We start from the raw sequence: 24,972 nt of genomic DNA on the forward strand, positions 1-24,972 counted from the left end.
GGACGCCGCGCCGGGAGCCGAAATCCTGCGTTTCTACAGGCCGCACCATCTGAATAGGACGGAAACGGCCCAAAAACAACAGCCGAAACAAACGCGTTGCCCGGCGGAGCGGCGCGAGCGCGGACGCACGCGCCTTCGGAACCGGAGGCTAGACCGCCTCCGCGCCCGAGATGATTTCGATCAGTTCCTTCGTGATCATCGCCTGACGCGCGCGGTTATACTCAAGCGTATAGCGGCCGACCATGTCGCCCGCGTTGCGCGTTGCGTTGTCCATCGCGGTCATCTGCGACGCGTAGAAGCCCGCATTGTTCTCCAGCAGGGCGCTGAAAATCTTCGTCGCGAGCGCGCGAGGCACGAGGTCGATCAGGATTTCCGCTTCGTCCGGCTCGAACTCATAGTTCCCCTCGGTCGCGGTGAGTTCCACCGGGAGAAGCTGGCTCGCCTTCGGCTTCTGCGTGATGATGTTCTGGAACTGCGAATAAAAGAGAGTGGCGACGTCGAATTCGCCTGCCTCGAAGCGCTTCGCGACACGCTGCGCTATATCGAGCGCATGGACGTAGCCGATCTGGCGCACGCTCCGCAGGTCGATATGGTCGATCATCAGCTTGCCGAAATCGCGACGCAGCACGTCCGCGCCTTTGCGACCGATGGTGATGATCTTGACGGACTTGCCTTCCGCGAGAAGCTGGCGGGCGTGGTCTCGGGCAAGACGGGCGATATTCGAGTTGAACGCGCCTGCGAGCCCGCGCTCGCCGGTGGCGACCACGAGCAGATGCGTTTGCGTCTTGCCGGTTCCCTGCAACAGCAGTTGCAGGGGGCCGCTCGGTATCGCCTTGCCGCCGAATTTGCCGAGGATCTGGTCCAGACCCTCGGAGTAGGGACGAGCCGCTTCGGCCTGGTCCTGCGCACGGCGCAATTTCGCGGCGGCCACCATCTGCATGGCCTTCGTGATCTTGCGCGTGGCCTTAACCGACGCGATGCGGCCTCTTAGGTCTTTCAGGCTCGGCATTGGTGTCTCCGCTGGGCCCGATTACGCCGAGAAGCGCTTCGAGAAATCGGTAAGGATGTCCTTAAGCTTCTGCTCCGAATCCGGCGAAAGCGCCTTGGAGTCGCGGATCGTATCCAGCAGGTCCTTGTGCTCGTTGCGGAGCAGCGTCAGGAACTCGCGCTCGAACTCGCCGACCGACGAAACCGGGATCGGATCGAGGAAGCCGCGCGTGCCGGCATAGATCACCACAACCTGCTCTTCCACCTTGAGCGGCGAGAACTGGGGTTGCTTCAGAAGCTCGGTGAGGCGCGAGCCGCGAGCGAGAAGCCGCTGCGTCGCGGCGTCGAGGTCGGAACCGAACTGCGCGAACGCCGCCATCTCGCGGTACTGCGCAAGCTCGCCCTTGATGGCGCCCGCAACCTGCTTCATGGCCTTGATCTGCGCGGACGAGCCCACGCGAGACACCGAGATGCCGACGTTCACCGCCGGACGGATGCCCTGATAGAACAGATCCGTCTCAAGGAAGATCTGGCCGTCGGTGATCGAAATCACGTTCGTCGGAATGTAGGCGGACACGTCGTTCGCCTGCGTCTCGACGACCGGAAGAGCGGTCAGCGAACCCGAACCATGATCCTTGTTGAGCTTCGCCGCGCGTTCCAGAAGGCGGGAATGCAGATAGAACACGTCGCCGGGATAGGCTTCACGTCCGGGCGGACGACGGAGCAGCAGCGACATCTGGCGATAGGCCACAGCCTGCTTCGACAGATCGTCATAGATGATGAGCGCGTGCTGGCCGTTATCGCGGAACCATTCGCCGATCGCGCAGCCAGTATAGGGCGCGATGAACTGCATCGGGGCCGGATCGGAAGCGGTAGCCGCGACGACGATGGAGTATTCCAGCGCGCCCTGCTCTTCCAGAACCTTCACGAACTGAGCGACCGTCGAGCGCTTCTGGCCGACCGCCACATAGATGCAGTAAAGCTTCTTGCTCTCGTCGCCCGTGGCGTTCACGGACTTCTGATTGAGGATCGCATCGAGCGCGACGGCGGTCTTGCCGGTCTGGCGGTCGCCGATGATCAGCTCGCGCTGACCGCGGCCGATCGGGATCAGCGCGTCGATCGCCTTGATACCCGTCTGCATCGGCTCTTTCACGCTCTCGCGGGGAAGAATGCCGGGCGCCTTGACGTCAACGCGACGCTTTTCGGTGTACTGGATCGGACCCTTGCCGTCGATCGGGTTACCGAGACCGTCCACCACGCGGCCGAGCAGGCCCTTGCCGACCGGCGTCTCCACGATGGCGCCCGTGCGCTTGACGGTGTCGCCTTCCTTGATGTTGGTGTCCGAGCCGAAGATAACCACACCGACGTTATCGGCTTCGAGGTTCAGCGCCATCCCGCGGATGCCGCCCGGAAACTCGACCATTTCGCCGGCTTGGACGTTATCGAGACCGTAAACGCGAGCGATACCATCGCCCACGGAGAGCACTTGCCCAATCTCGGAGACTTCTGCTTCCTGACCGAAATTCTTTATCTGTTCCTTCAGGATCGAAGAAATCTCGGACGGGCGGATTTCCGTTAGCTCCATCAGCTGGCCTCTTTCATCACCTTTTCGAGGTTTTTCAATTTCGTACGTAAGGACGTATCGATCATCTGGCTACCGACGCGGACGACAAGCCCGCCGAGCAGCTTCGAATCCACAATCGCCGTAAGCTTGGGCGTCTTGCCGAGCTTCTGCCGAAGCGTGTCGACCAGATCCTGCGTCTGGGCCTCGCTCAGCGGGACGGCGGAAATGACTTCAGCCTCGACCTCGCCGCGCTCCTCGGCAGCAAGCGAGCGGAAGGCCGCGATCACGTTCTCGACGGCGAAAAGGCGCCGGTTCTTCGCGAGAACGATAAGAAAGTCGCGCGCAAGCCCCTCGATCCCCGCCGCCTTGAGCACGGCCGAAAGGCCCTTTTCCTGCTCTGCGATGGAGAATGTCGGGTTCAGCACGAGGCGACGAAGGTCGTCACTCTCGCGCAGCGATTTCTGGAAAATTTCGAGAGAAGCTTCGACGCTGCCGACCGCGTTATCCGCGCGTGCCAGATCGAAAAGCGCTCCTGCGTAACGTTCAGCTACCGTCGATCCTGCGATGGTCCGCGCCAAGACGTGCTCTCCAACAGTCAAAGAGCCGCCGAACGCGAAGAGCGTCGATGCATGCTCTGAAATAGGTGATTAAATGTCCGGATTTGAAGCCCGGCTTATGCCTGACGCGCTTCTAGCATAGACCCTTCACGCATTGCAACCCGGTGCAGCGAATTGAATGATCGTTTTTCGCCTTTGCGAAAGACCATTCCTCATGGAACGAGAAGTTCAGCAAATTCAGCGAAAACCGCCTCATACGCAGCGCGCTTGAAACCCACGATCTCGTCGATGACTTCGGCTGGCGTCGCCCAGCGCCAGGAATCGAACTCGGGCTTGTGCCCGTCGAGCTTGAGATTCATCTCGGATTCGTCCCCCGTGAACAGCATCGCATACCATTTCTGCTGTTGTCCCCGATACTTACCCTTCAGGGCCTTGCCGACGGATTCGGACGGAAGGTCGTAGTAGATCCAGTCCCGCGATTCCGCGAGGACCGACACGCTCGTCACGCCCGTTTCCTCGTAAAGCTCGCGCAACGCGGCTGCCCTGGGGTCTTCACCCTTGTCGATCCCGCCCTGCGGCATCTGCCAGCGCCGATTCGCCTCACCCGAAGCGAAGTCTTTCGTGCGGTGACCGATCCAGACGCGGCGTTCGGCGTTCAGAAGCACGATCCCGGCGCAGAGCCGGTATGGAAGAGTGGAGGGTTGGATGAGCATCGCGGTTGTTCCTTATGATGCTGCGGGGGGATTGTCGGGCGGATGTCGCTCCCGAAATGCGGGCTCTCCTGTTCGAGGCGTCTCGTTCACTGTAGCAAGATCCGTTCGCTCGAACGCGCTTCGAGCCGTTGTCTGGCTGTCGGCATGGGCCGAGTGACGCCGTCGGGGGACACTATCTCAACGATACATATGAAAGGGCAGGATTTCCGCGATCAAACGAGTCCCGGAGGTGGGCTTATCGCGGCGCTTCCGATGCGGCCCCGCTGGAATAGTTGAGTTGAACGGGAGGACGCTCGGGAAGAACGGGCGCGCTTCCCGCTTCCGCGCGCCCATCCGCGGGCGCCGTGTCCCCTGCTTCACTTGTTGCGGCCTCAACCTTTGGCATGTTGACCTGGCGCGGCATGTGCCGCGTATCGATCGGGATCACCAGACTGATGTCGTATTCATGCCCGGGATCGGACAAGGCGAACCATGTGATTGCCCCTCCGAAAAGCGTGAAGAAAAGCCCGGCGACGATCAAAAGCGTTCTCATTGAGCACCCCTGTGCTTCGGCGAAAGCAAAAAAGGCTCACGCTCTCGCATGAACCTTTTCACTATAGGATCGCAGACGCGAATGCGAAAGTTTAATTCGGAACTTCCGCCGCCGCCGCTGCCGCCGGGGCGGCAGCATTCTCGACCTTCTTGGCCACTTCGATCTTCTTTCCGTGCAGAAGGTCGATAGCTGCCTTCAACTGCACGTCCTTTTCCTTCTCCTTCGGAACATAGGAGATGCTGCCGGAAGCCTCCTGCGCGCCCTCGTTCTTGAGATGCCCGCGCAGGCTCGCCTCGCCCTTCGGCGTGAAGGATGCCATCTGCTGCTTGAGATCGTCGGGAAGTTCGGGTTCCACCAGATAGTTCGGCGAAATGCCCGTTGCCTGGATCGAGCGCCCGGACGGCGTGTAATAACGCGCCGTCGTCAGACGAAGGCCGCCATTTGCGCCGAGCGGGATCATGGTCTGAACAGAGCCCTTGCCGAATGAGCGCGTGCCGACGACCTCGGCGCGCTTATGATCCTGCAGAGCGCCCGCCACGATCTCCGAAGCGGAGGCGGAACCGCCATTGATCAGAACGACGATGGGCTTTCCATCGGTCACATCGCCGGCCTTGGCACTCGCGCGGCTCGACTCGCTTGCATTGCGCCCCTTCGTCAGCACGATCGCGCCCTTGTCGAGGAAAGCGTCGGATACCGCGATGGCTTGATCGAGAAGACCGCCGGGATTGTTGCGCAGATCGAGGACATAACCCTTGAGCTTCGGCCCGATGGTCTTTTTGAGATCCTCGATACCCTGCTTCATATACTCGTAGGTGTGCTCGCTCTGGAACGTCTTGACCTTTATCCAGCCGACATCATCCTCGGCGCTGTATTTCACCGGATTGATGCGAACGATGTCACGCACGACGCGCGTCTGGATCGGGGCGTTCGCACCCTTGCGCATGATCGTGAGCATGATCGGCGAATCGACCGGCCCGCGCATCTTCTCCACAGCCTCGTTGAGCGACAGCCCCTGAATGGATTCGCCGTCGAGATGGGTGATGTAATCGCCCGCCAGCACGCCCGCACGATCGGCCGGCGTGTTGTCGATGGGCGAAATCACCTTGACCACGCCATCTTCCATCGTGACTTCGATGCCGAGCCCGCCGAACTCTCCACGGGTCTGGACCTGCATGTCCTGGAATTCTTTCGGCGTGAGGTAGCTCGAATGCGGATCGAGCCCCTGCAACATTCCGTTGATCGCATTCTCGATCAGTTTGGTGTCGTCCGGCTTCTCCACATACTCAGCGCGGACGCGCTCGAGCACTTCTCCGAACAGGTCGAGCTGGCGGTAGATTTCCGCGTTCGCAGCGATAGCCTGATCCCGGCGCGTGGATTGCAGTATGAAAAAGCTGGCTGTGCAAACCAGCGCAACAAGAAGAGCACCGAGCGCGAGGTCGGATTTGCGCATGTATATTCAACCTTTTCCTCCCGCGGACCACCACGGTGCGGGATCGACAGACTGCTGATCTCTACGAAATTCCACGTAGAGTGATGGGCGTTTCGGCGTCATCCCGTCAGCGCGGGTCTCAGTGCCCATCGCTGCCAGGGGTTCGCCGGCGAGAACGAATTGACCCTGCTCGACCTCGATCCGCTCCATGCCTGCTATTACAACATGATAGCCCCCACCGGCATCGATAATCAAGAGTTGACCAAAAGAGCGGAACGGCCCGGCGAACAAAACCTGACCGTCGCAAGGCGATATGACCTGCGCTCCGGGGCGCGACTCTAGGTGAATACCCTTCGATGGGGTGCCATCTTCGGTTGTTTGCCCGAAGTTGACAAGCGCTTTTCCCTCCACCGGCATGGGCAGGAGACCTTGCGCCGCAGCAAAGGGGATCGACGGTTTCATCCGTCCGCCTTGAAGTGCAACCCGCGTTGCATCCGGCTTGAGTTCGCTCGACTTGCTGGCGGCTTCATCTTTGCTTGCGGCCGCGCTGACGGCTGGAAGCATGTCTTCAAGGCTCTTGATCCCGGCCACGTTGATCTTTGTCGCGCTGCCCAGTCTTTCCAGAGTGGCGGCGTTCGCCTGGATCTGCTCCCGGTTCTCAGCGAGCAGAAGATCGAGTTGCCCCTTGATCCTGACGTTCTGCGCCTGCTCGTTCCTCCTGCGCTGTTCCTGAAGCGCGGCCTCCCTCTCGGTTGCTTCCAGCGCATCGACATCAGCCGTGAGCTGAGCGGCCAGCTTCTCGACGTCAGCGTAAAACGTCGCGAGGACCATGCCGCTGCGGATCATCTTCAAAGCGTCGCGCGTGTGCGTGATGAGAAGCGGCGGCGGCTGGCGCGAAAGCCCCTGCATGAGAGCAAAGAGCGCAGAAAGCTGCTGGCTCTTGGCCTCGAGCTTCGTCCGCTGGTCCTTCATCTTTTCGCGTGTTTCGGCGAGTTGTGCCTCAAGCTCCGAAAGGCGCTTCTCGGACAGCCGCAGCGAGCGCGCCGTCTCTACGAGCCGCGCCTGAAGCCGCGCGCGGTTATTCGCCAGCGTGCGCTTGTCCCGTGACAGTTCGCCCTGGCGCGCCTTTAGCTCTTCGAGACGCGTCTTGCGGCGGATGTAAAGCTCGCGCGCCTGCTCGATATCGAGCTTCGCCTCGGCGGACCCCTCCTTGCCTGAGCGACGGTTCGGGTTGATCCGGTTCTCGATGCCCTTGTTTGCGGGCCTGGGGGTTCGAGCCCTGGGGCCGGCCTGCCTGGGGGGGCGCTGCGGAGGTATCTGCGCGCCCGCTTTTTCGGCGTCGCCGGATCCGAAAATGTTGCTGATCAGGTCGTCGGCGGCACGGGCAGCCTCGGGCAAGCACGCCAGAAGCACGCCCCAAAAGACGAACAGAACGAAAGACCGTCGTGCCAATCGCCTTCCCCCAAACAATGACGCAATGCGGCGCGTCCGGTTCTCGCACCGGGATTGGCGCGAAAGTATGAGCCGACGCTGTAAGCGGCAACATCTTTTGGACCAAAGCGAGGCTTTCCACCACCTTCGCCGAAAGTCGGATGTGCGGGTTGGTCTTGCGCGGGCTGGCGCGCGTTCAAGTCATCGTGAAGCGGCATCCGGCGGATTGTCGGGAAATGCCCTGCTTCATACGTGGCTACCGGAAGGGTGTGTTCCGACAATGCGCGGCACGCTTCTTTCAAAGCGCAAGTCCGCCACCCCGAGGCGGCGCAGAGGAGAAATCATGACGATCGCACCCGGCACTCACCTCCCCCATGCGAAATTCAAGATCATGACCGCGTCCGGCCCGGCCGATGTTTCCACGGACGAGCTTTTCGGCGGCAAGAAAGCCGTGCTCTTCGCGGTTCCCGGCGCTTTTACGCCGACATGCAGCCTCGCGCACCTGCCCGGCTTCATCGAGCACGCGGACGACTTCAAGGCGAAGGGCGTCGACGTGGTGGCGTGCACTGCCGTGAACGACGTGTTCGTGTTGGACGCGTGGGCAAAATCCACCGGAGCGCAGGACAGGATCGTGTTCCTCGCCGACGGCAGCGGCGATTTCGCGAAGGCGACCGGGCTCGATCTCGACGCGGGCGCGTTCGGCCTCGGCCTGCGCTCGAAGCGCTACGCCATGCTGCTCGAAGACGGTGTCGTGAAAGCGCTCCATGTCGAGGAGAACCCCTCCGTGGCGGAGGCTTCGAGCGCGGAGAAGTTACTGGCGGAGCTTTAAGCGCATCGCCGCCGCCGCGACCGGCCGCAGACTAAACGGCATCATCGGGCAGAGAGACGGAAGCGCCGCCACCCTTGATGATATCTTTCTGCTCGATGATATCTTTCTGCTCGGCGATGGCCTTCTGCGTGAGCTTGTCGGCGCGTTCATTCAGCGCGTTGCCGGCGTGGCCCTTGACCCAGTGCCAGCGCACGTCGTGACGCTGCCGCGCCGCGTCGAGCCGCTGCCAGAGTTCGGCATTCTTGACGGGCTTCCTCGCGGCGGTTTTCCAGCCGTTCGCCTTCCAGCCGCCGATCCATTGGGTGATGCCGTTGCGCACATATTGGGAGTCGGTGAAGAGATCGACCTCGCACGGGCGCGTCAATTCTTCGAGCGCCTTGATCGCGCCCATGAGTTCCATGCGGTTGTTGGTGGTGAGCGGCTCGCCGCCCCAGAGATCCTTCTCGCGGCCCTTGTAGACGAGCACCGCGCCCCAGCCGCCGGGACCGGGGTTTCCGTGGCAGCCCCCGTCCGTATAGACGACGACCGCGCCCTCGCGCGGGGCTTCGGCCTCAGAGGCCATAGGCGCCTGCGTGCTTCACGCCGTCGTGAAAGGCGAGCTTGCGCCAGTATTCCATCGGGTCTTTCCGTTTCACGAAGGCAGTGTCCGGCGTGTTGAACCAGTCGAAGGCGCGCGTAAGGAAAAAGCGGATCGCCGCCCCACGCGCGAGGAGCGGCAGCGCGGCCACCTCGTCCGCTTCCAGCGCGCGCACCGAATTGTAGCCGGCGAACAAGGCGCGGGCCTTCGTGACGTTGAAAGCGCCGTCCACTTCGAAACACCACGCATTCATCGAGATCGCCAGATCGTAGGCGAACAGGTCGTTGCACGCGAAGTAGAAATCGATCAGGCCCGACACACGATTATCGAGAAAGAAGACGTTGTCGGGAAAAAGGTCCGCGTGAATGACGCCGCGCGGGAGGTCAGTCGGCCAGTGCGCGGCGATATCGCCGAGATGGCGTTCGAGCGATGCGGAGATCTTCGGCACGAGCCTGTCGGCAAGCCCTTCTATGCTCGCAAAAAGCTCCTGCCAGCCCCTCACCGACAAAGCGTTGTCGCGGTTAAGCGCAAAGTCGCGTCCGGCCAGATGGAGGCGCGCGAGAGCTTCCCCCAGCGAATGGCAATGAGCGGGCCGCGGCCGCCTGAGGGAGTACCCCGGCAGGAAAGTGACGAACGCCGCCGGCCTGCCCGCGAGCGTCTGAAGGATGCGCCCCTCGCGGTCTTGCACCGGCAACGGGCAATTCACCCCCTTCTGCGCGAGATGCTCCATGAGGCCAAGAAAAAATGGCAGGTCGCCCGCAGCCACACGCCTTTCATAGAGCGTGAGGATGTACTGGCCCTTGTCCGTCCCGAGATAAAAATTGCTGTTTTCGACGCCTTCCGCGATGCCCTTGAAGGCCATCACTTGTCCGATGTCGTATTTCGCCAGCAACGCGTCGAGATCTTCGACCGAAACTTCGGTGTAAACAGCCATGTTACGCGTTTCGCGCTGCGCTCACTGCGCGGCGGCCTGCTGGAGCGCGCGGGGGATCTTGAAGATCACGTCCTCGGTTGCCGTACGTACGATTTCGACGGTGACTTCGTAGCGCGCCTTGAATTTCTCGATGATTTCGTCGACGAGCACCTCGGGTGCCGATGCCCCGGCCGTCAAGCCAAGCACTCCGATGCCTTCGATGGTGTCCCAAGGAATTTCCGACGCCTTCTGCACCAGCATCGCCTTCGGACAGCCCGCCCGCACCGCCACTTCCACGAGCCGCTTTGAATTGGAACTGTTGGGGGCGCCGACGACGAGAATGGCGTCGCACTTGCTGGCGATGGCTTTCACCGCGCGCTGCCTGTTCGTCGTGGCGTAGCAGATGTCTTCCTTGGCCGGCCCCTGAATCAGCGGGAAACGTGCCTTGAGTGCGGAAATCATCTCGATGGTATCGTCAATGGAAAGCGTCGTCTGCGTGATATAGGCGAGCTTCGCCGGATCGCGCGCTTTAAAATTTTCCACATCCTTGACCTGCTCGATCAAGGTGACGGCCCCCTCCGGAAGCTGGCCCAGCGTTCCGATCACTTCCGGATGGCCCGAATGACCGATGAGGATGATTTCAAGGCCCGCCTTGTGATGGCGTTCAGCTTCGAAATGCACCTTGGAGACGAGCGGACAGGTGGCGTCGAGATAGAAGAAATTGCGCTTCGCGGCCTCCACGGGCACCGCCTTCGGGACGCCATGCGCCGAGAAAATAACCGGCGCGTCGGTGTTGGGAATCTCGTTCAATTCCTCGACGAAGATCGCGCCCTTCGCTTCGAGGCTCTCGACGACCGTGCGGTTGTGGACGATTTCATGACGGACATAAACCGGCGCCCCGAATTTCTCGATCGCCATTTCCACGATCTGGATGGCGCGATCCACGCCTGCGCAAAACCCTCTGGGCGCGGCGAGGAGAACTTCAAGGCGTGGTTTTTCCGTCATCAGGTCCATCTCCAGAACTGAGCGATCGCAAAAGGCGTGCGGAACTCCGCAAAAAGGTCAAATTTGGCAGGGAAGGGGAGCGTCGAAGCTTGCAGCCCTCTCTCCGGCTCGTTAGGCTCGCGGCGCGCGCTCGAAATCCGGTGCCATGTTGTAGCAATAATGAGCGCGACAAACCATAAAAAAGCAACGCTACTCAAAGTCGCGGGCTCTGAGGGAAGCGTTCAAACCTTTGGTAAAGAAGGAACGATGGGGCATATGAGGGGGTCTTTAACGGCAGTGTCGCGGCTGCTCGGTTGCGGTTGCATCGCCGTGTCGGTAAGCGCCTGCGGGCTGTCGCAAATGCCGTCCATCGGCGATGGCGGTATCTTCTCAAGCAAGAAGGCGGAGCCATCGTGGACCCCGATCATCACTGAAGACAGTATGATCACGGCGGCGCGCACGAACTCGGACGGCCCGGTGGAAATGGCGGCGGCGGCGGGATGCCCTCCCCTTCAGGTCGAGGGCGGCCAGCGTTACGTGACGATCTATGAAAGCAACCGCATCGGCGATGCGTCTGCGGTCATCCATCGCGCGGAAATCACGAAGACGGCGCGCGAGTGTCAGGCAACGTTGGGTGTGGTGCAGGTCAAATACGGCCTCGCCGGCCGTGTGCTTCTCGGCCCCAAGGGCAAGCCGGGCGCTGTCGCGCTCTCCATCACGATGCAGGTGCTCGACAAGGCGAAGAACAAGGTCAAGTCCGAGACGTTCAACGTCTCCGTGAATATCACCACGCAGAACCCGATTTCATACTTCGCTCTGGTGCGGGATGTCGCGATTCCCGTCCGCGACGGCACGACCCCGCAAGATTACACGGTGTCGTTCGCCTTCGAAAAGAAGGGCCCGGGAGCGGCGTAAGAACGAGTATCTTCTTCGGCGTCAGGTCAATGCCTGCTGGCACTCTGCGGTCGTTCGCCTTCGAATCGCGAAGGGCCGTAGCCGGTTCTATGGTGGCCGCGCTCACACAAATTCGGGTTTCAGCGATTCGCTTTCGTGCATCCTAGCGCCGCTGTCCACCTCCTATCCAACAGCGAATCAGATGCTTTTGCACAGCTTACCCACGGTCCGCCCACAAAAGTGTGCCGCGACAATGTGTGTAACTCGGTGAACAGCGGGCAAAACTACGATTTTGCTCTGGACCAAAGCGCCAGACCTTGCGCGAGGGTGCCGAACACCCGCAAGATATAGCAATGGCACAAAAACAAACGCCACCAAGGGAGCAACCTTGGTGGCGTCGCGTTTAGCGCCCTAACCTATGGATGCTGGCTCGGACCCAACTGATAGAACTTCTATGGTCATCTATAGATACAGCGAGGTCAAGCCCGTCATCCTTCATATAAGGAAAACGGGAATGATTTTCCCCTCTAATCACGGAAAACGTTGGAGTTTCGGCGAGAAGGTTGAAGTGCGGCGCTTGTTTGCTGAAGGGGTTTCAATTGAAACCATCGGCCTAATGCTCGGGCGCACACCGAAATCTGTCGAAGCGAAAGCCAGTGAAATTGGCGCGGTGAGGCCTGAAAACTTCGCTCGATAAACGAAGGGATGGCGTTGCGTTGGCGCCATCCCTTCGCAGACGTAACGAAGCCGCCCTCACGGGCGGCTTGCACTTTCTCAGGCTGCTGTACCGTCAGAATTTCAGACGGGCGCCGGTGTAGAACGCATCCCAGTCTTCCGGCGCGCGGCGCTCGGTATTGTTGAAGCCGGTCGTCGCCGACGCACCGGTCGTGCTGCCGACCAGGGACGTCGAGGTCGTGATGCTGGCATTGTAGTGAAGATAATTGCCATAGATTTCCATCGCCGCGCCGTCGAAGGCCTGCGTCACGCCGATGCCGAAGCGGTCGACGTTCGAGTCCCGGACGCGCGTCGTGCTGAGGGTGTTGCCATTGGCGGAATTCCACACCTGGAAATAGACCGCCGCTGCAGCGAAATCGTCGTAGTTGCCGTATTCCGCATAGATTGTCGACGCGCCCACCTCGAAGACACGTTTCGTGATACCGACCTGCGTGTACCAGTAGGTCGCATCCTTGTTGAGAGGCTCGACCGGCGAGTTTTCGATGTGACGCGTGCCTGCGACAATGCTGCCGTAGAGACCGGTCGGCAGATGGATGACCGAGAGGTTACCTTCCACGACTTCGATATTAGAATTCACGCGGTAACGCGCGCCGCCATATATGTTGTTGGCGTTCGAGATGAGTTGCGACGCGGCCACGCCACCGCTCGGCCCCGCCGTCATGCTTGGCTGGTTTGACTGATCGCTACCCTGATAGATCGAATTCGCCGCCCAGGGCGCGCCGAGCGTCAGCGAACGCTCGCCCCACCATTGATAGCCGATCCCGCCCGCGACGCGAATCGAGTTCCACTCCTTCTGATAGCGGAGCGCCGCGTCCCAGAAATCGTTCTGTCCCCAAGCGAATGAAGCGATGAAGCCGCAGATCGTCGGCGAGTCGTAACGGAGCGCCTCCATGCGCTGGCTGTCGAGCGCGTTCGACAGGTTATTCCAGACCAGGCCGCCCGGTGCAAAGGTGACGACAGTCCCCGAATTGGTGGCGCTGAGGGTCGGCGCCACGGTTCGCGTGGAGTTGGGGAGAGCGCCGGACGTGGGCGCGGTCGTCACGAAAGTATTGGTTGTCGTGTTGAACCAGGAACTGGTCGGCAGCGTGTTGTCGCGGATGAAGAAGGCGGCGGCGTGGTAGTTCTCGACGTTGCTGAAACCGCCGCCGAGATTGATGAGCGTCAAGTCTTTCGTCGCGGTGTTCTGGAAGCCGAGCGAGACGCGTCCGAACGTTTCGTTTTCGACGAAGAAATTTTCCTGACGAATGCGGAGCGCCGTCTCGATATTGCGGTTCTGCTCGGTGAGCTGATCGACCAGATTCGACGACGCATCGCGAAACTCGTATTCCATCAGGAACCCGGCCTTCCAGTCGGGCGCCATTTGGCCGACACCTCTCATCCGGAAACGGGTTGAAGCGAAGTTGTTGTCCTCGACGTAGACATCGCTTTGCTTGCCGTCGTTCCAGAAAAGCAGGATCTTGTCGACCCAGCCGGAAAGTTCGAGCGAAACCTTGCGGTTGCCTTTGCGAACAGTGGTCACCTCCAGTTCCGCGACGCGCTCTTCGAGGTCGGCGCAGCAATCGCCGCCAAGCGCAGACTGTGTAACCTTTTTTTCCGGCTTCGCATCCGTATCGGCCGCCATCGCAGGAAGCTGAGCGCAACTCAGCACAACGCCAAAGGTTGCAACGCAGATAAGGCTCGTTCTGCTCACGAGTCCGCCGATCATCTGTTTCTCCCTTCAAACCCAAAATGCGTTGGGCAAATACGGGCTTATTGGCGGGAGAGCTGTGCGCCACCGCCTCCTTTTCTTTCGAGCCGCGAGGCCCCACTCGTGCTGAGACAAACTGGATTGGCCTGCGATCTTTCGATGGCCGTTACTACTTTTGGTTGCTATCCGAGTCTTACCCATTCGTAAACAATGCAACTTAAAATTGAATTTAACTTGCGGGCATTTGTGGCGCATGCGCAACGACGAGTTCGACAGCGCAACCTATGTTAAATTTTACTTGTAGTGAGTTGTGTTGGATGACGGCCGCGATGCAACTCAACATCATTCATACTTGCGGGCATCGATCATCCGCTCAACGCATCAGCGAAGCGGGTTGTAGTTCGCGAATCGGATCGATGAGGCCCCTCATCGTGAAACCTGTTTCGATTCGGGGTCTTCTCCCGATACGCGTCGCCTCGCGCAAAGATGATCGGGAGGGCGTTCCCGGTTTCAGGTCCGGTGCGATAAGCTGCGCGGCAGTCGTCGAACAGGGAGCGAAAAATGAGCTTCACACAGAGGTCCGATGTCATCGTGGTCGGCGCTGGTCCTGCGGGACTTGCGGCGGCAATCGGCTGCCGGGATGCCGGCCTGACCGCAACCGTCGTAGACACGTCGCCCGCTGCGTCCGCTCGTGCCGCGACCGGGCGCAGTGCCGCTCTCTTCAACACGACCGTCGCCTTTCTTGCGCGGCTTGGAATATGGGATCGCTGCGCCCCGCATGCGGAGCCGCTCCGGGCGCTCCAGTTCATCGACGACACGGGGCGCCGCTTCCGGGCGCCTGACGCGCTTTTCGAGGCCGCCGAAATCGGCGAGGAGGCTTTCGGCTGCAATATCGCCAACGCCGATCTCGCCCGCGTTCTGAAGGAGATCGCCGAAGAAATGGGCATAGCGATTCTTGCGCCGGGCCCGCTTCGCTCATTCCATGAATCCGCAACGCGCGCGATCCTCACCTTCGAGAGCGGTGTCGAGCTTTATGCACCGCTCGCCATTGCCGCGGACGGCCGAAACTCGGCCACCCGCGAGGCCGCGGGGATACGCGCGCTGACCTGGTCCTACGAGCAGACCGCCATGGCCGCCAGCTTCAGCCATGCACGCCCGCATAAGGGGCTATGCATCGAATTTCACCGGAACGGCGGACCGTTCACGCTCATACCGCTGCCCGGTAACCGGTCGAGCTTCGTCTGGACGGAGCGCACGGCCGAGGCCGCGCGTCTGGTGGCGCTCGACGACGACGCCTTCGCGCGGCAGATGGAAAAGGCGTCGCACTACGCGCTCGGTCGCATCTTCGATCTCAGCCCGCGCGGGGCTTTCCCGCTTTCGGCACTCATGGCGCGCGAGTTTGGCCGCGCGCGCGTGGCGCTTGTCGGCGAGGCGGCGCACGCGGTGCCACCCATCGGTGCACAAGGACTCAACCTCGGCTTTCGCGATGTGGAAGCGCTGCTCGGCCTTCTCGTGAACGCAAAGACGGCGAACGGGGATCTCGGCGGCGAAGATCTGCTGCGCGACTACTCGGCGGCCCGTCGTGCCGACATCGTCAGCCGGACGCTCGGCGTCGACCTCCTGAACCGCAGCCTGCTGTCCGGCTTCCTCCCGATGCAAGCGGCGCGCGGCCTCGGCCTCTATGCGCTCGGCGCGATCGGGCCGTTGCGAAGGGTCTTCATGCGGCGCGGCATGGCTCCCGCCGGTCTCGTTTAGGCTTGACGGCTCGGTTTGCGGCTGCAAGACAGGCGGGAGGCTTCTTACCGCGCGTTCCCCATCATGTTTCTCGATCTCCGTCAAAGGCTGGAATACGGCGCCGTTCTGGCCATCGCGGCGATTCTCCGCGCGATGCCGCTCGATGTGGCCACGGCTTTTTCTGCGCGCGCCTGGCGCTTCCTTGCACCGAAGACCCACCGTCAGGCCCGGGCGCTGCGCAATCTGGCCAAGGCCATGCCGGAGACGACACGCGCCGAGCGCGAGGCCATCGTGGACGAGATGTGGGACAATCTCGGACGCGTCATGGCGGAAACCTTTCTCATCGACAGACTTCTGAATGATCGCTCGCGTTTCGCGATCGAAAACCCGGAATTGCTGGAGCAGTACCGCAGCGAAATGGGGCCGCTCGTCGTCGCGGCGCCGCATATGGGCAACTGGGAAATCGCGATCCTGCCGCTTCTTTCCATCGGCGCCAACACGGCGGGCGTGTATCGCCTCGTCGAAAACCCCTATGTCGACCGCTACATCCGCAACAAGCGCGCGCAGCTTTATCCGGGCGGCCTTTTCGCCAGCAAGAGCAATGAGGGTCTCGCAACAATCATGCGCATCGCCACGCATGTGCGAAGCGGTGGCGCGCTCGGCATGCTGGCCGACCTCGCGGATTGGGGCGGCGTGCAGGTGCCGTTCTTCGGCCACCCCATGTATGCAACGGTAGCGCCCGCGTGGCTTGCCCGGCGCGCCGGTACGCGCCTCGCCGTGGGCCGCTGCATCCGCATCGGCAAGGAGTCGCGCTTCTCCATCGCGTTCAAGGAGCTTGAGGTTCCGCGCACCGGCGATGCGAACGAAGACATCAAGGTGCTGACGGCCGCCATCCAGCGGGAGTTCGAGGCGTGGATCCGCGAGCACCCCTCGCAATGGATGTGGTCCAACAAGCGCTGGCCGGAGGCCGCCTTCGAGGGCGTGCACCATTGACGAGCAGACGGCAGCCTGCCGCCGCCTGCTCTTCTCTTCGGTTGCGGCTATGCGTCAAGTGCGGCGCGCGCCGATGTCGCCATGGCCGGTGTCGCAGGCGCTGGGCCGCCGCTCGGTAGTCCCCAGCCTTTCACGAGCCCATAGATTGCCGGGATCACGATCAGCGTCAGCGCGGTTGACGACACCATGCCGCCGATCATCGGCACGGCGATGCGCTGCATCACCTCCGACCCCGCGCCGGTGCTCCAGAGGATCGGGAGCAGCCCGCCCATGATCGCAACCACCGTCATCATTTTCGGCCGCACGCGCTCCACCGCGCCAAGCATGATCGCGCGGTGAAGATCGGCCTTCGTGAGCGGCGCGCCTTCCGCCTCGCATTTGCGACGAACCTCGGCGAGCGCATGGTCGAGATAGATCAGCATCACGACGCCGGTTTCCGCCGCAACGCCCGCGAGCGCAATAAAGCCGACCGCGACCGCAACCGAAAAATTGAAGCCGAGCCACCACATCAGCCACAGCCCGCCCACAAGCGCGAACGGCAGCGACAGCATCACGATCAGCGTTTCCGCGAGCCTGCCGAAGTTGAGGTAAAGGAGCAGGAAGATGATCGCGAGCGTGAGCGGCACGACGATCTTCAGCTTGGCGATGGCCCGTTCCATATACTCGAACTGGCCGCTCCACTGCACATAAGTGCCCGTCGGGAGCTTCACCTCGCCAGCCACGGCCTTCTGCGCCTCGGCCACATAAGAGCCGATGTCGCGGCCCTGCATGTCCACATAGATGTAGACGGCAAGCTGCCCGTTCTCGGTGCGGATGGCGCTCGGTCCGCGCGTGCGCTCGACCATCGCCACCTCGCCGAGCGGCACCGCGCCGCCCGACGCGAGCGGGATCAGAACGTCGCGCGCGATGGTTTCCGGCTGGTCGCGCAGGTCGCGCGGATAGCGGACGTTGACTGTGTAGCGCTCGCGCCCTTCCACCGTCGTCGCGACCGCCTGACCGCCAAGCGCCGCCGCGATCACATCCTGAAGGCTGCCGACGAGAAGGCCATAGCGCGCGAGCGCGTCGCGGTCCGGCGCGATGTCGAGGTAGTAGCCGCCGATGACGCGCTCCGCATAGGCGCTCGTCGTGCCCGGTACGTTGCGCACGACAGTCTCGATCCGGCGCGCCACCGTGTCGAGTTCGGCGAGGTCGCGCCCCATCACCTTGATGCCGACCGGCGTGCGGATGCCCGTCGCCAGCATGTCGATGCGCGCCTTGATGGGCATCGTCCAGGCGTTCGACACGCCGGGGAATTGCAGCGCCTTGTCCATCTCCGCCGTAAGGCTTTCGAGCGTGACTCCCGGTCGCCATTCATCCTTCGGCTTCAACTGGATGACGGTCTCGAACATTTCCATCGGCGCGGGATCGGTGGATGTTTCCGCGCGCCCCGCTTTCCCGAAGACGCTTTGCACCTCGGGGAAGCTCTTGATGATGCGGTCCTGCGTCTGAAGCAGTTCCGCCGCCTTCGTCACAGAGAGGCCCGGCAGCGTCGTCGGCATGTAGAGCAGCGTGCCCTCGTTCAGCGCGGGCATGAACTCGGAGCCGAGCTTCGATGCCGGCCACCAGCTCGCGCCGAGGACGACGAGCGCGAGCAGCACCGTCAGCGTCTTCGCGCGCAGGACCAGCCGGATCAGGGGGCGATAAACGAAGATCAGCGCGCGGTTCACCGGGTTCTTCCGCTCGGCGATGATGCGTCCCTTCACGAACAGGATCATGAGCACCGGCACGAGCGTTATGGACAGCATCGCCGCCGCCGCCATGGCGAAGGTCTTCGTGAAGGCGAGCGGCCCGAACATCCGCCCTTCCTGCGATTCAAGCGTGAAAATCGGCAGGAACGACACTGTGATGACAAGGAGGCTGAAGAACAGCGCGGGGCCGACCTCCTTCGCCGCATCGATGAGGATGTCGAGGCGCGGTTTCCTCCCGCCGTCGCGTTCGAGGTGCTTGTGCGCGTTCTCGATCATCACGATGGCGCCGTCGATCATCGCGCCGATGGCGATGGCGATGCCGCCGAGACTCATGATGTTCGCGCCGAGGCCAAGCCCGCGCATGGCGGCGAAGGCGATCAGGATTCCGACCGGCAGCATCAAAATGGCGACGAGCGCGCTGCGGATGTGCAGCAGGAAGATCACGCAGACGATCGCGACCACGATGCTTTCCTCGACGAGCGTCGATTTCAGCGTGTCGATGGCGGCATGGATGAGGTTCGAACGGTCGTAGACGGGGATGATATCCGTTCCGGCGGGCAGAGCCGTGGCCAGTTCCTTGAGCCTCGCCTTCACGTTGTCGATCACGTCGAGCGCGTTCAGCCCGACGCGCTGGAGGATGGTGCCGCTCGCCACCTCGCCCTCGCCGTTAAGCTCGGTGATGCCGCGCCGCTCGTCGGGACCGATTTCGAGGCGTGCGACGTCGGCAAGCGTAACCGGCGTCCCGCCGTCCACCTTCACCACGATGCGGCGCAGGTCGTCCAGCCCGCGCAGATAGCCCCGCCCGCGCACGACATATTCGAACTCGGAAAGCTCAAGCGTGCGCCCGCCCACATCGGCGTTGCTGGCCTTGATGGCGGCGCGGATCGTGTCGAGGGAGATGCCGAGGTCGCGCAGTCGCTGCGGGTCGACCACCACATTATATTGCCGCACGAAGCCGCCAGCGCTCGCGACTTCGGCCACACCGCCCGCCTTGGCAAGGCCATAGCGCAGCGTGAAATCCTGAAGCGAGCGCGCCTCCGCGAGGTTCAGCGTCTTTGAATCGACGGCGTATTGATACACCCAGCCGACGCTCGTCGCGTCCGGCCCCAGCGTCGGAGCGACGCCCTGCGGCAGCCGCCCCTGCGCCGCGTTCAGATATTCGAGCACGCGGCTTCGCGCCCAGTAGATGTCGGTGCCGTCCTCGAAGATGACATAAACGAAGGACGCGCCGAAGAAGGAAAAGCCGCGCACGACCTTCGATTTCGGCACGGTGAGCATCGCTGTGGTGAGCGGATACGTCACCTGATCTTCCACCACCTGTGGAGCCTGCCCGGACCAGGGCGTGTAGACGATCACCTGGGTGTCGGAGAGGTCGGGGATGGCGTCGAGCGGCAAGTGACGCAGTGCGTAGATGCCGCCCGCGCCCGCGATGAGGGTTGAGACGAGCACAACGAGGATGTTGCGCGACGACCATTCGATGAGGCGTGCAATCATTGTCCGCCTCCCGCGTTCGCGGCGGCGAGGCCCTTCAGCGCAGCCTTGAGGTTGCTTTCCGCGTCGATGAGGAAATTCGCCGAAGTCACGACCTTCTCACCGTCACGGAGGCCCTTCTTTACCTCCACAAGGCCAATGCCTCGCTGGCCGGTCTCCACTTCGCGCGGCTCGAACCGTCCTTCGCCCTTCTCGACCAGCACGACGCGGCGCGCCCCGCTGTCGATGACCGCGGTTTCAGGCACTGCGATCACCGGCTTGCCCGCACCCGCGCCGATGACCACGTCGGCATACATGTTCGGTTTCAGGAGCGTGTCGGGGTTCTGAAGCTCGATGCGCACGCGAAGCGTCCGCGTCTCCTTGTTTAACACCGGATAGACCATCGCGATGGTGCCGCCATACGCCTTGCCCGGAAGCCCGCGCGGCGTCACCGTAACCGGCTGGCCCGCCGCGACGAGCCCGATGTCGCGCTCGGAAACGTCCGCCAGCACCCACACCACGGACAGATCCGCGATGCGAAACAGCACGTCGCCCGCCTTCGCCTGCTGACCTTCCACCACGTTGTGCTCGATCACATAGCCGTCGCGAGGCGCGGGCCACGTCACGGTGAGCGAGCCTTGCCGGGACTTTTCGATCTGGCGGACGATCTCATCGGGCACGCCGAGATTTTCGAGCCGCTGCCGCGCGCCGCGACCCGCCGGCAGGGCTGTGTCCTTGATGCCGAGGTCGGTGACATATTGCGCCGCCGCCGCCGACAGCGTCGCGCTGTAGACATGCATCAGCGGCTCGCCCTTCTTCACCTTCGCGCCTGTTGTGATATGCGCGAGGTCGTCCAGGAAAGCGTCGAAGCGCAAGGCTACGACCGTCTGCCGGTGCTCGTCCGCCGCGATGGTGCCCGGCGCGCGGATCTCCGTCGCGATGACGCGGCGCGTGGCAGCCTCGGTCTGCACGCCCGTACGCTGAAGCCTTCCGGGCGCGACCGTCACCGCGCCGTCGTCGTCCGCGTCGCCCTCGTAAACGGGGATGTAATCCATCCCCATGGAATCCTTCTTCGGCGTTTGCGAAATGTCGGGCAGGCCCATCGGATTCCGGTAATAGAGGATCTTGCCCGTGCCCTTGGGCTTCTTCGGCTCGGCGGCCTTGAAGGTCGGCTCGTCCTCCTCATACACGGGGAGGTAAGCGCGTCCGTCCTTCGTCTTCTTCGGCTCGGGCGAGAAGTCGTTCTTTCCGTCCGGGTCCTTGTAATAAAGCGCCGCGCGCCCGGCCGCATTCGCGGCCAGAAGCGTGAAGCCATGGTCCGCGCCCGCCTCATATCGATGGAGAGCGACGGAGGACGCGAGGGCCGCCAGCGCGGCGGCCCTCGCGAGAGCTTTAGCGCGCGCCATGGCCGCTATGCGTAGCCGAGGCATCGCCCGCCGTCACGACGACGGAGCCTGACACTGTCTCGCTTTCCCCGGGCACCTTCGCCTGAAGCTTCAGCGCCCAGCGGCCCGGCATGGTGAAATCGCCCTTGAAGCGATAAACGCCCTTTTCTGTCGACGGCTCGCTCGTCACGCGCTCGGCCATGTCGCCCATGCCGTCCGGCTCCATGTCGAGGCGGGCGCGGAAAATCACCGCGTTCTCGACAGGTTTTCCGGTGCGCTTGTCGAAGAGATGCACCGCGACTGGCTGGTCGTCGGCGACCTTTACCGTGGCTGTTGCGGCGTGGAACTCGTAGTCGGTTGCGCCTGCGAAAGCCGGGCAGGCGACCGTCAGCGCCGCGAGGCCGAGGCCGGCGGCAGCGAGAAATTTCGAAGTCATCGTTTCAAATCCTGTTCGTCGGATATGCGGCGCGCTGCCTGACGCTCCGAACTCGGCGTTCGGACGCGAACCGGCGCTAACGCGCACGCGGGAGCACTGCTATCGGATGGCGAACGGGATCAGAGTTGGGGAGGAGGGGGCGGCGGCTGGCGCACGCTTCCCGGCGGAAGCGCGACAAGCGCGATCTCGTGACGGACGACGATCAGCCGGGCGCCGGTGTCGGCCGGTTTCAGGATGGCAGCCGCGCTGAAGCATTTGATGCAGGAACAGGATTGGTGCGCGCATTTCCCCTTGCCGGAGCAATGTTCGCAATCCTTCTGCACGGTGTCCGGTGTGGATCGGGCCGACGGTTCATGACATCCGCCGGTCTTCCCGACCGATGCGCCCAGCGCTTGCCCGTGGTGGCTGGATGCGGAGGAACCGGTCTGGCCTGCGTGGCCCGCAACAGCGGAGGCGTGATGCGGAGCGCTCTGGGTGCCACTCGCGGCCATGACCTGCCCGCCCGGTGCGAAAACCAGGCAAAGCGTCACGATCAGGGCCAACAGTCTTCGCATAGGCGCGCTCCCTCCTGCGAACTATGGCGTCCTAAGCGGTGGCGTCAAGCCCCTTCCGGCTCCGGGGCAGCCACGCACACATCGGCGCGGGGAAGGATCATTTGCATTTCTTCGAGAGCATTGCGCTCGCAACGGCGATCTCCTCGCCCTTGAGGCGTGCGATCTGGCCCTTGACGTCGGCGGCTTGCGAGCCCGCTTTTCCGGCCGAGACGGCGGCGAGGTCTTCGGAGATGCGCGCCTTGTCGCCCGCAAGCCTCTCGCAACTGAATCCCTTATAGGGCGCGGGATTGACCTTCGCCGGTTCGATGGCAGCCACCTTTTCGGCGGAAACCGGCTCGGATGCGGCGCCAGGTGTGCCCGCGGTGAGCCGCGTGTCGCCGCCCGTGGCGCATGCGCCGAGCACCGACGAAATCATGATGACGCCGATTTTCCGCACCATCCCCTCCCCTCTTGTCCGGAGCAAGGCTCCCTGGTCCGACTTGTCCGCCGGTTGACCTCTCCTTACGGATGACCGGCCGCGCCATCAACGAGACTTAGGGCGAATCCGCCTCGCCCTGCGGCGACGGCCAGCATTCTCCGGCAAAAGGCCAGCCATGCCGCAACCGATGGCGGCTTTTACACATTTCGCTCAGGCGCTATATCGATGCCGACCGCAAAGGCGCGAATTCGCACCTTTGACTTTGCTTGAGAAGCGCCGTTCGGTCACACTATATGCTTCTATGTAACCCCTTTTGCGCAGCGACAGGAAGACTTGCCCCAGGCCGTACTTTTTGCGTGCAATTACAATGCGATCAGGTCGCCCATGGCGGCCGCGATCCTGCGTTTCCTCGCGGGAACCCGGATCTATGTGCGCTCGGCGGGCGTGCGCGAGGGTGAAATCGATCCCTTCGTGATCGTGGTCATGGACGAAATCGGCATCGACATCACCCACCACCAGCCGCGCATAATCGAGGATCTGGAGGACACGTCCTTCGACCTGATCGTGACGCTCGCGCCGGAAGCCCATCACAAGGCGCTCGAATTCACGCGCACCATGGCCGTGGATGTCGAGTATTGGCCGACGCTCGATCCCTCCGCCGGCACCGGCAACCGCGAGCAGATCCTCGAAGGCTACCGCGCCGTGCGAGACCAGCTTTTCGAGCGCATCAAGAAGCGCTTCGACATCTCCGGCATGCCGCAGGCTTGAGCGCTTTCCGGTTCACCCACGCATCCCCACATCTCCCGCATGCAAGCCTTCGCCGCCCTTCTCGACCGGCTCTATTACACGCACTCGATCAACGACAAGGCCGCCGTGCTGAAGGCATATCTCGCGCGGACGCCCGACCCGGATCGCGGCTTTGCCGTCGGCGTGATTGCGGGCACGGTCACGTTCGAGCTGTTCAAGCGTGCGCTCGTGCGCGATCTCGTGGCCGAGCGTGTCGATCCGGTGCTGTTCGACCTGTCGTACGAGTACGTGGGCGAGATGTCGGAGACGGTGGCGCATATCTGGCCGCGCAACCCGCATCGCACGATCCTCAACCGCCTGCCGCCGCTGCATGTGGCGATCCACGAATTTCGCGCGCGCGGCAAGCCCGCCATTCGCGAATATCTCGCGCTGCTGCTCGACAACATGACGCCGCCCGAGCGCTGGGCGCTCCTCAAACTCGGCACGAGCACGCTGCGCATCGGCATGTCGGCGCGCTCGGTAAAGCACGTGCTGGCGGAGTTCGGCGGCGTTGAAATCGGTGAGATCGAGGAGGTGTGGCACGCGCAGACACCGCCCTATCTCGATCTGTTCGCGTGGCTCGAAGGCCGCGCGCCGAAACCCCAGGCGAAAGATGCTGTGACGTTCCATCCCGTGATGCTCGCGCATGCCATCGAGGAAACCGAGCTGGCGGCGATCACGCCTGACGCCTTCATGGCCGAATGGAAATATGACGGCATCCGCGTGCAGATCGTCTCCACGCCCGTCGGCAAGGCGCTCTTCTCGCGCACGGGCGACGACATCTCAGGCGCGTTCCCGGACGTCCTGGCGCGCGTCCGCTTCCGCGGCGTGCTCGACGGCGAACTCATCGTTCGCGAGGGCGAGCGGATCGCGAGCTTCAACCACCTTCAGCAGCGGCTGAACCGCAAGTCGCCCGATCCGAAGCTCATCGCGGCCTGGCCGGGTCACGTCATTCTCTACGACGCGCTCGACATCGACGGCCGCGACCTCCGCGCGCTGCCGCTCACCGAACGAAAGGCGGAGATGGCGCGCTGGTTCGGGGCGGCGCGGCCCGACGGCATGGAACTCGCCGCGCCGCTGACATTCCGCAATCCGGGCGAACTGCAAGCCCTTCGCGCGGAGGCCGCCACGCTCGCCTCGCCGCATATCGAAGGGCTCATGCTGAAACGGCTCGACAGCACCTATGTCGCGGGGCGCCCAAAAGGACTGTGGTACAAGTGGAAGCGCGACCCGATGCTCGTCGACGCGGTGGTGATGTACGCGCAGCGAGGGACGGGCAGGCGCTCGTCCTTCTATTCAGACTACACGTTCGGCCTTTGGCAAGACGGCGCGCTCTCGCCCATCGGCAAGGCGTATTTCGGCTTCACCGACGAGGAACTGAAGGAACTCGACAAGTGGGTGAGGCATCACACGGTGGCGCGTTTCGGGCCGGTGCGCGAGGTGGAAAAGGCGCTCGTGTTCGAGGTGGCGTTCGACGCCGTGCATCGCTCGACGCGGCACAAGTCGGGCGTGGCGCTGCGCTTCCCGCGCATCAATCGCATCCGCTGGGACAAGCCGGCAGCCGAGGCCGACGAACTGAACGCGCTCCTGAAGTGGGTGGATTAGGTTGGCCTGCTTAAGTCGGACTCGTGAGTTGC

General features: G+C 62.7%; 23 protein-coding genes. 7 read left to right on the forward strand and 16 right to left on the reverse strand.

Annotated elements, in window-relative coordinates:
• Positions 1 to 148 precede the first annotated feature (148 nt).
• The 7 genes from EK416_RS11440 to EK416_RS11470 form a co-directional block, all read right to left on the reverse strand.
• Positions 149 to 1,009, reverse strand: coding sequence for a F0F1 ATP synthase subunit gamma (locus EK416_RS11440; protein ID WP_127077619.1), 861 nt, complete (start codon positions 1,007 to 1,009; stop codon positions 149 to 151).
• Positions 1,010 to 1,030: 21 nt separating this feature from the next.
• Positions 1,031 to 2,572 (reverse strand): F0F1 ATP synthase subunit alpha, encoded by a 1,542-nt coding sequence (gene atpA / locus EK416_RS11445; RefSeq protein ID WP_127077620.1) that lies wholly within the window; start codon positions 2,570 to 2,572, stop codon positions 1,031 to 1,033.
• Positions 2,572 to 3,129 (reverse strand): F0F1 ATP synthase subunit delta, encoded by a 558-nt coding sequence (locus EK416_RS11450; RefSeq protein ID WP_127077621.1) that lies wholly within the window; start codon positions 3,127 to 3,129, stop codon positions 2,572 to 2,574. Before EK416_RS11450 ends, atpA begins: the two co-directional genes overlap by 1 nt.
• Before the next feature lie 191 nt (positions 3,130 to 3,320).
• The gene (locus EK416_RS11455; RefSeq protein WP_127077622.1) at positions 3,321 to 3,821 is read right to left on the reverse strand and encodes an RNA pyrophosphohydrolase; all 501 of its coding nucleotides are present in this window, start codon (positions 3,819 to 3,821) and stop codon (positions 3,321 to 3,323) included.
• Positions 3,822 to 4,056: 235 nt separating this feature from the next.
• Positions 4,057 to 4,353: a hypothetical protein gene (locus EK416_RS11460; protein WP_127077623.1), complete on the reverse strand. Its 297-nt coding sequence runs from the start codon at positions 4,351 to 4,353 to the stop codon at positions 4,057 to 4,059.
• A 91-nt stretch (positions 4,354 to 4,444) separates the two neighbouring features.
• Positions 4,445 to 5,803, reverse strand: coding sequence for a S41 family peptidase (locus EK416_RS11465; protein WP_127077624.1), 1,359 nt, complete (start codon positions 5,801 to 5,803; stop codon positions 4,445 to 4,447).
• 6 nt (positions 5,804 to 5,809) lie between these two features.
• On the reverse strand, positions 5,810 to 7,234 hold the full coding sequence (locus EK416_RS11470; RefSeq protein WP_127077625.1) for a murein hydrolase activator EnvC family protein: 1,425 nt from the start codon (positions 7,232 to 7,234) through the stop codon (positions 5,810 to 5,812).
• 322 nt (positions 7,235 to 7,556) lie between these two features.
• Here EK416_RS11470 and EK416_RS11475 point away from each other — a divergent pair, with 322 nt between their 5' ends.
• The gene (locus tag EK416_RS11475; protein WP_127077626.1) at positions 7,557 to 8,042 is read left to right on the forward strand and encodes a peroxiredoxin; all 486 of its coding nucleotides are present in this window, start codon (positions 7,557 to 7,559) and stop codon (positions 8,040 to 8,042) included.
• 31 nt (positions 8,043 to 8,073) lie between these two features.
• On the opposite strand, the gene rnhA is transcribed toward EK416_RS11475, so the two are convergent.
• From rnhA to ispH, 3 genes are read right to left on the reverse strand one after another with little or no spacing between them, the layout of a single operon-like run.
• Positions 8,074 to 8,604, reverse strand: a complete 531-nt coding sequence (gene rnhA, locus EK416_RS11480) for a ribonuclease HI (RefSeq protein ID WP_127077627.1) — start codon at positions 8,602 to 8,604, stop codon at positions 8,074 to 8,076.
• On the reverse strand, positions 8,594 to 9,553 hold the full coding sequence (gene thrB, locus EK416_RS11485; RefSeq protein ID WP_127077628.1) for a homoserine kinase: 960 nt from the start codon (positions 9,551 to 9,553) through the stop codon (positions 8,594 to 8,596). The genes rnhA and thrB overlap by 11 nt, the downstream gene beginning before the upstream one ends.
• 21 nt (positions 9,554 to 9,574) lie before the next feature.
• Positions 9,575 to 10,546: a 4-hydroxy-3-methylbut-2-enyl diphosphate reductase gene (gene ispH, locus EK416_RS11490; protein WP_210210997.1), complete on the reverse strand. Its 972-nt coding sequence runs from the start codon at positions 10,544 to 10,546 to the stop codon at positions 9,575 to 9,577.
• A gap of 246 nt (positions 10,547 to 10,792) precedes the next feature.
• On the opposite strand from ispH, the gene EK416_RS11495 reads away from it, so the two are divergent.
• Together EK416_RS11495 and EK416_RS11500 are read left to right on the forward strand one after the other, a co-directional pair.
• Entirely contained in the window at positions 10,793 to 11,431 is a 639-nt protein-coding gene (locus tag EK416_RS11495) for a hypothetical protein (RefSeq protein WP_127077630.1), read from the forward strand.
• Positions 11,432 to 11,924: 493 nt separating this feature from the next.
• Positions 11,925 to 12,107, forward strand: coding sequence for a hypothetical protein (locus tag EK416_RS11500; RefSeq protein ID WP_127077631.1), 183 nt, complete (start codon positions 11,925 to 11,927; stop codon positions 12,105 to 12,107).
• A gap of 93 nt (positions 12,108 to 12,200) precedes the next feature.
• Here EK416_RS11500 and EK416_RS17830 read toward each other — a convergent pair whose 3' ends face one another.
• A complete protein-coding gene (locus tag EK416_RS17830; RefSeq protein WP_181952139.1) occupies positions 12,201 to 13,850 on the reverse strand; it encodes a porin family protein in 1,650 nt (549 codons plus the stop codon).
• 543 nt (positions 13,851 to 14,393) lie between these two features.
• On the opposite strand from EK416_RS17830, the gene EK416_RS11510 reads away from it, so the two are divergent.
• Complete coding sequence (locus tag EK416_RS11510; protein ID WP_127077632.1) at positions 14,394 to 15,587, forward strand: FAD-dependent monooxygenase; 1,194 nt, start codon at positions 14,394 to 14,396, stop codon at positions 15,585 to 15,587.
• Positions 15,588 to 15,650: 63 nt separating this feature from the next.
• The gene (locus EK416_RS11515) at positions 15,651 to 16,559 is read left to right on the forward strand and encodes a lysophospholipid acyltransferase family protein (protein ID WP_127077633.1); all 909 of its coding nucleotides are present in this window, start codon (positions 15,651 to 15,653) and stop codon (positions 16,557 to 16,559) included.
• Positions 16,560 to 16,606: 47 nt separating this feature from the next.
• Here EK416_RS11515 and EK416_RS11520 read toward each other — a convergent pair whose 3' ends face one another.
• The 5 genes from EK416_RS11520 to EK416_RS11540 form a co-directional block, all read right to left on the reverse strand.
• Positions 16,607 to 19,780 carry an efflux RND transporter permease subunit gene (locus EK416_RS11520; protein WP_127077634.1) on the reverse strand — a complete coding sequence of 1,058 codons (3,174 nt, stop codon included), beginning with the start codon at positions 19,778 to 19,780 and terminating at the stop codon, positions 16,607 to 16,609.
• Positions 19,777 to 21,162, reverse strand: a complete 1,386-nt coding sequence (locus EK416_RS11525) for an efflux RND transporter periplasmic adaptor subunit (RefSeq protein ID WP_127077635.1) — start codon at positions 21,160 to 21,162, stop codon at positions 19,777 to 19,779. Before EK416_RS11525 ends, EK416_RS11520 begins: the two co-directional genes overlap by 4 nt.
• Positions 21,149 to 21,577: a FixH family protein gene (locus EK416_RS11530; RefSeq protein ID WP_127077636.1), complete on the reverse strand. Its 429-nt coding sequence runs from the start codon at positions 21,575 to 21,577 to the stop codon at positions 21,149 to 21,151. The genes EK416_RS11525 and EK416_RS11530 overlap by 14 nt, the downstream gene beginning before the upstream one ends.
• 119 nt (positions 21,578 to 21,696) lie before the next feature.
• A complete protein-coding gene (locus EK416_RS11535; RefSeq protein ID WP_127077637.1) occupies positions 21,697 to 22,131 on the reverse strand; it encodes a hypothetical protein in 435 nt (144 codons plus the stop codon).
• 97 nt (positions 22,132 to 22,228) lie between these two features.
• Positions 22,229 to 22,570, reverse strand: a complete 342-nt coding sequence (locus EK416_RS11540) for a hypothetical protein (RefSeq protein WP_127077638.1) — start codon at positions 22,568 to 22,570, stop codon at positions 22,229 to 22,231.
• Positions 22,571 to 22,933: 363 nt separating this feature from the next.
• Between EK416_RS11540 and EK416_RS11545 the strand changes: the two genes are divergently transcribed.
• Together EK416_RS11545 and EK416_RS11550 are read left to right on the forward strand one after the other, a co-directional pair.
• Positions 22,934 to 23,317: an arsenate reductase/protein-tyrosine-phosphatase family protein gene (locus EK416_RS11545; protein WP_245434097.1), complete on the forward strand. Its 384-nt coding sequence runs from the start codon at positions 22,934 to 22,936 to the stop codon at positions 23,315 to 23,317.
• Positions 23,318 to 23,356: 39 nt separating this feature from the next.
• Positions 23,357 to 24,940, forward strand: coding sequence for a cisplatin damage response ATP-dependent DNA ligase (locus tag EK416_RS11550; RefSeq protein ID WP_127077640.1), 1,584 nt, complete (start codon positions 23,357 to 23,359; stop codon positions 24,938 to 24,940).
• The last annotated feature ends 32 nt before the right edge of the window (positions 24,941 to 24,972 follow it).

The sequence above is a fragment of the Rhodomicrobium lacus genome, assembly GCF_003992725.1.
Lineage (GTDB): Bacteria > Pseudomonadota > Alphaproteobacteria > Rhizobiales > Rhodomicrobiaceae > Rhodomicrobium > Rhodomicrobium lacus.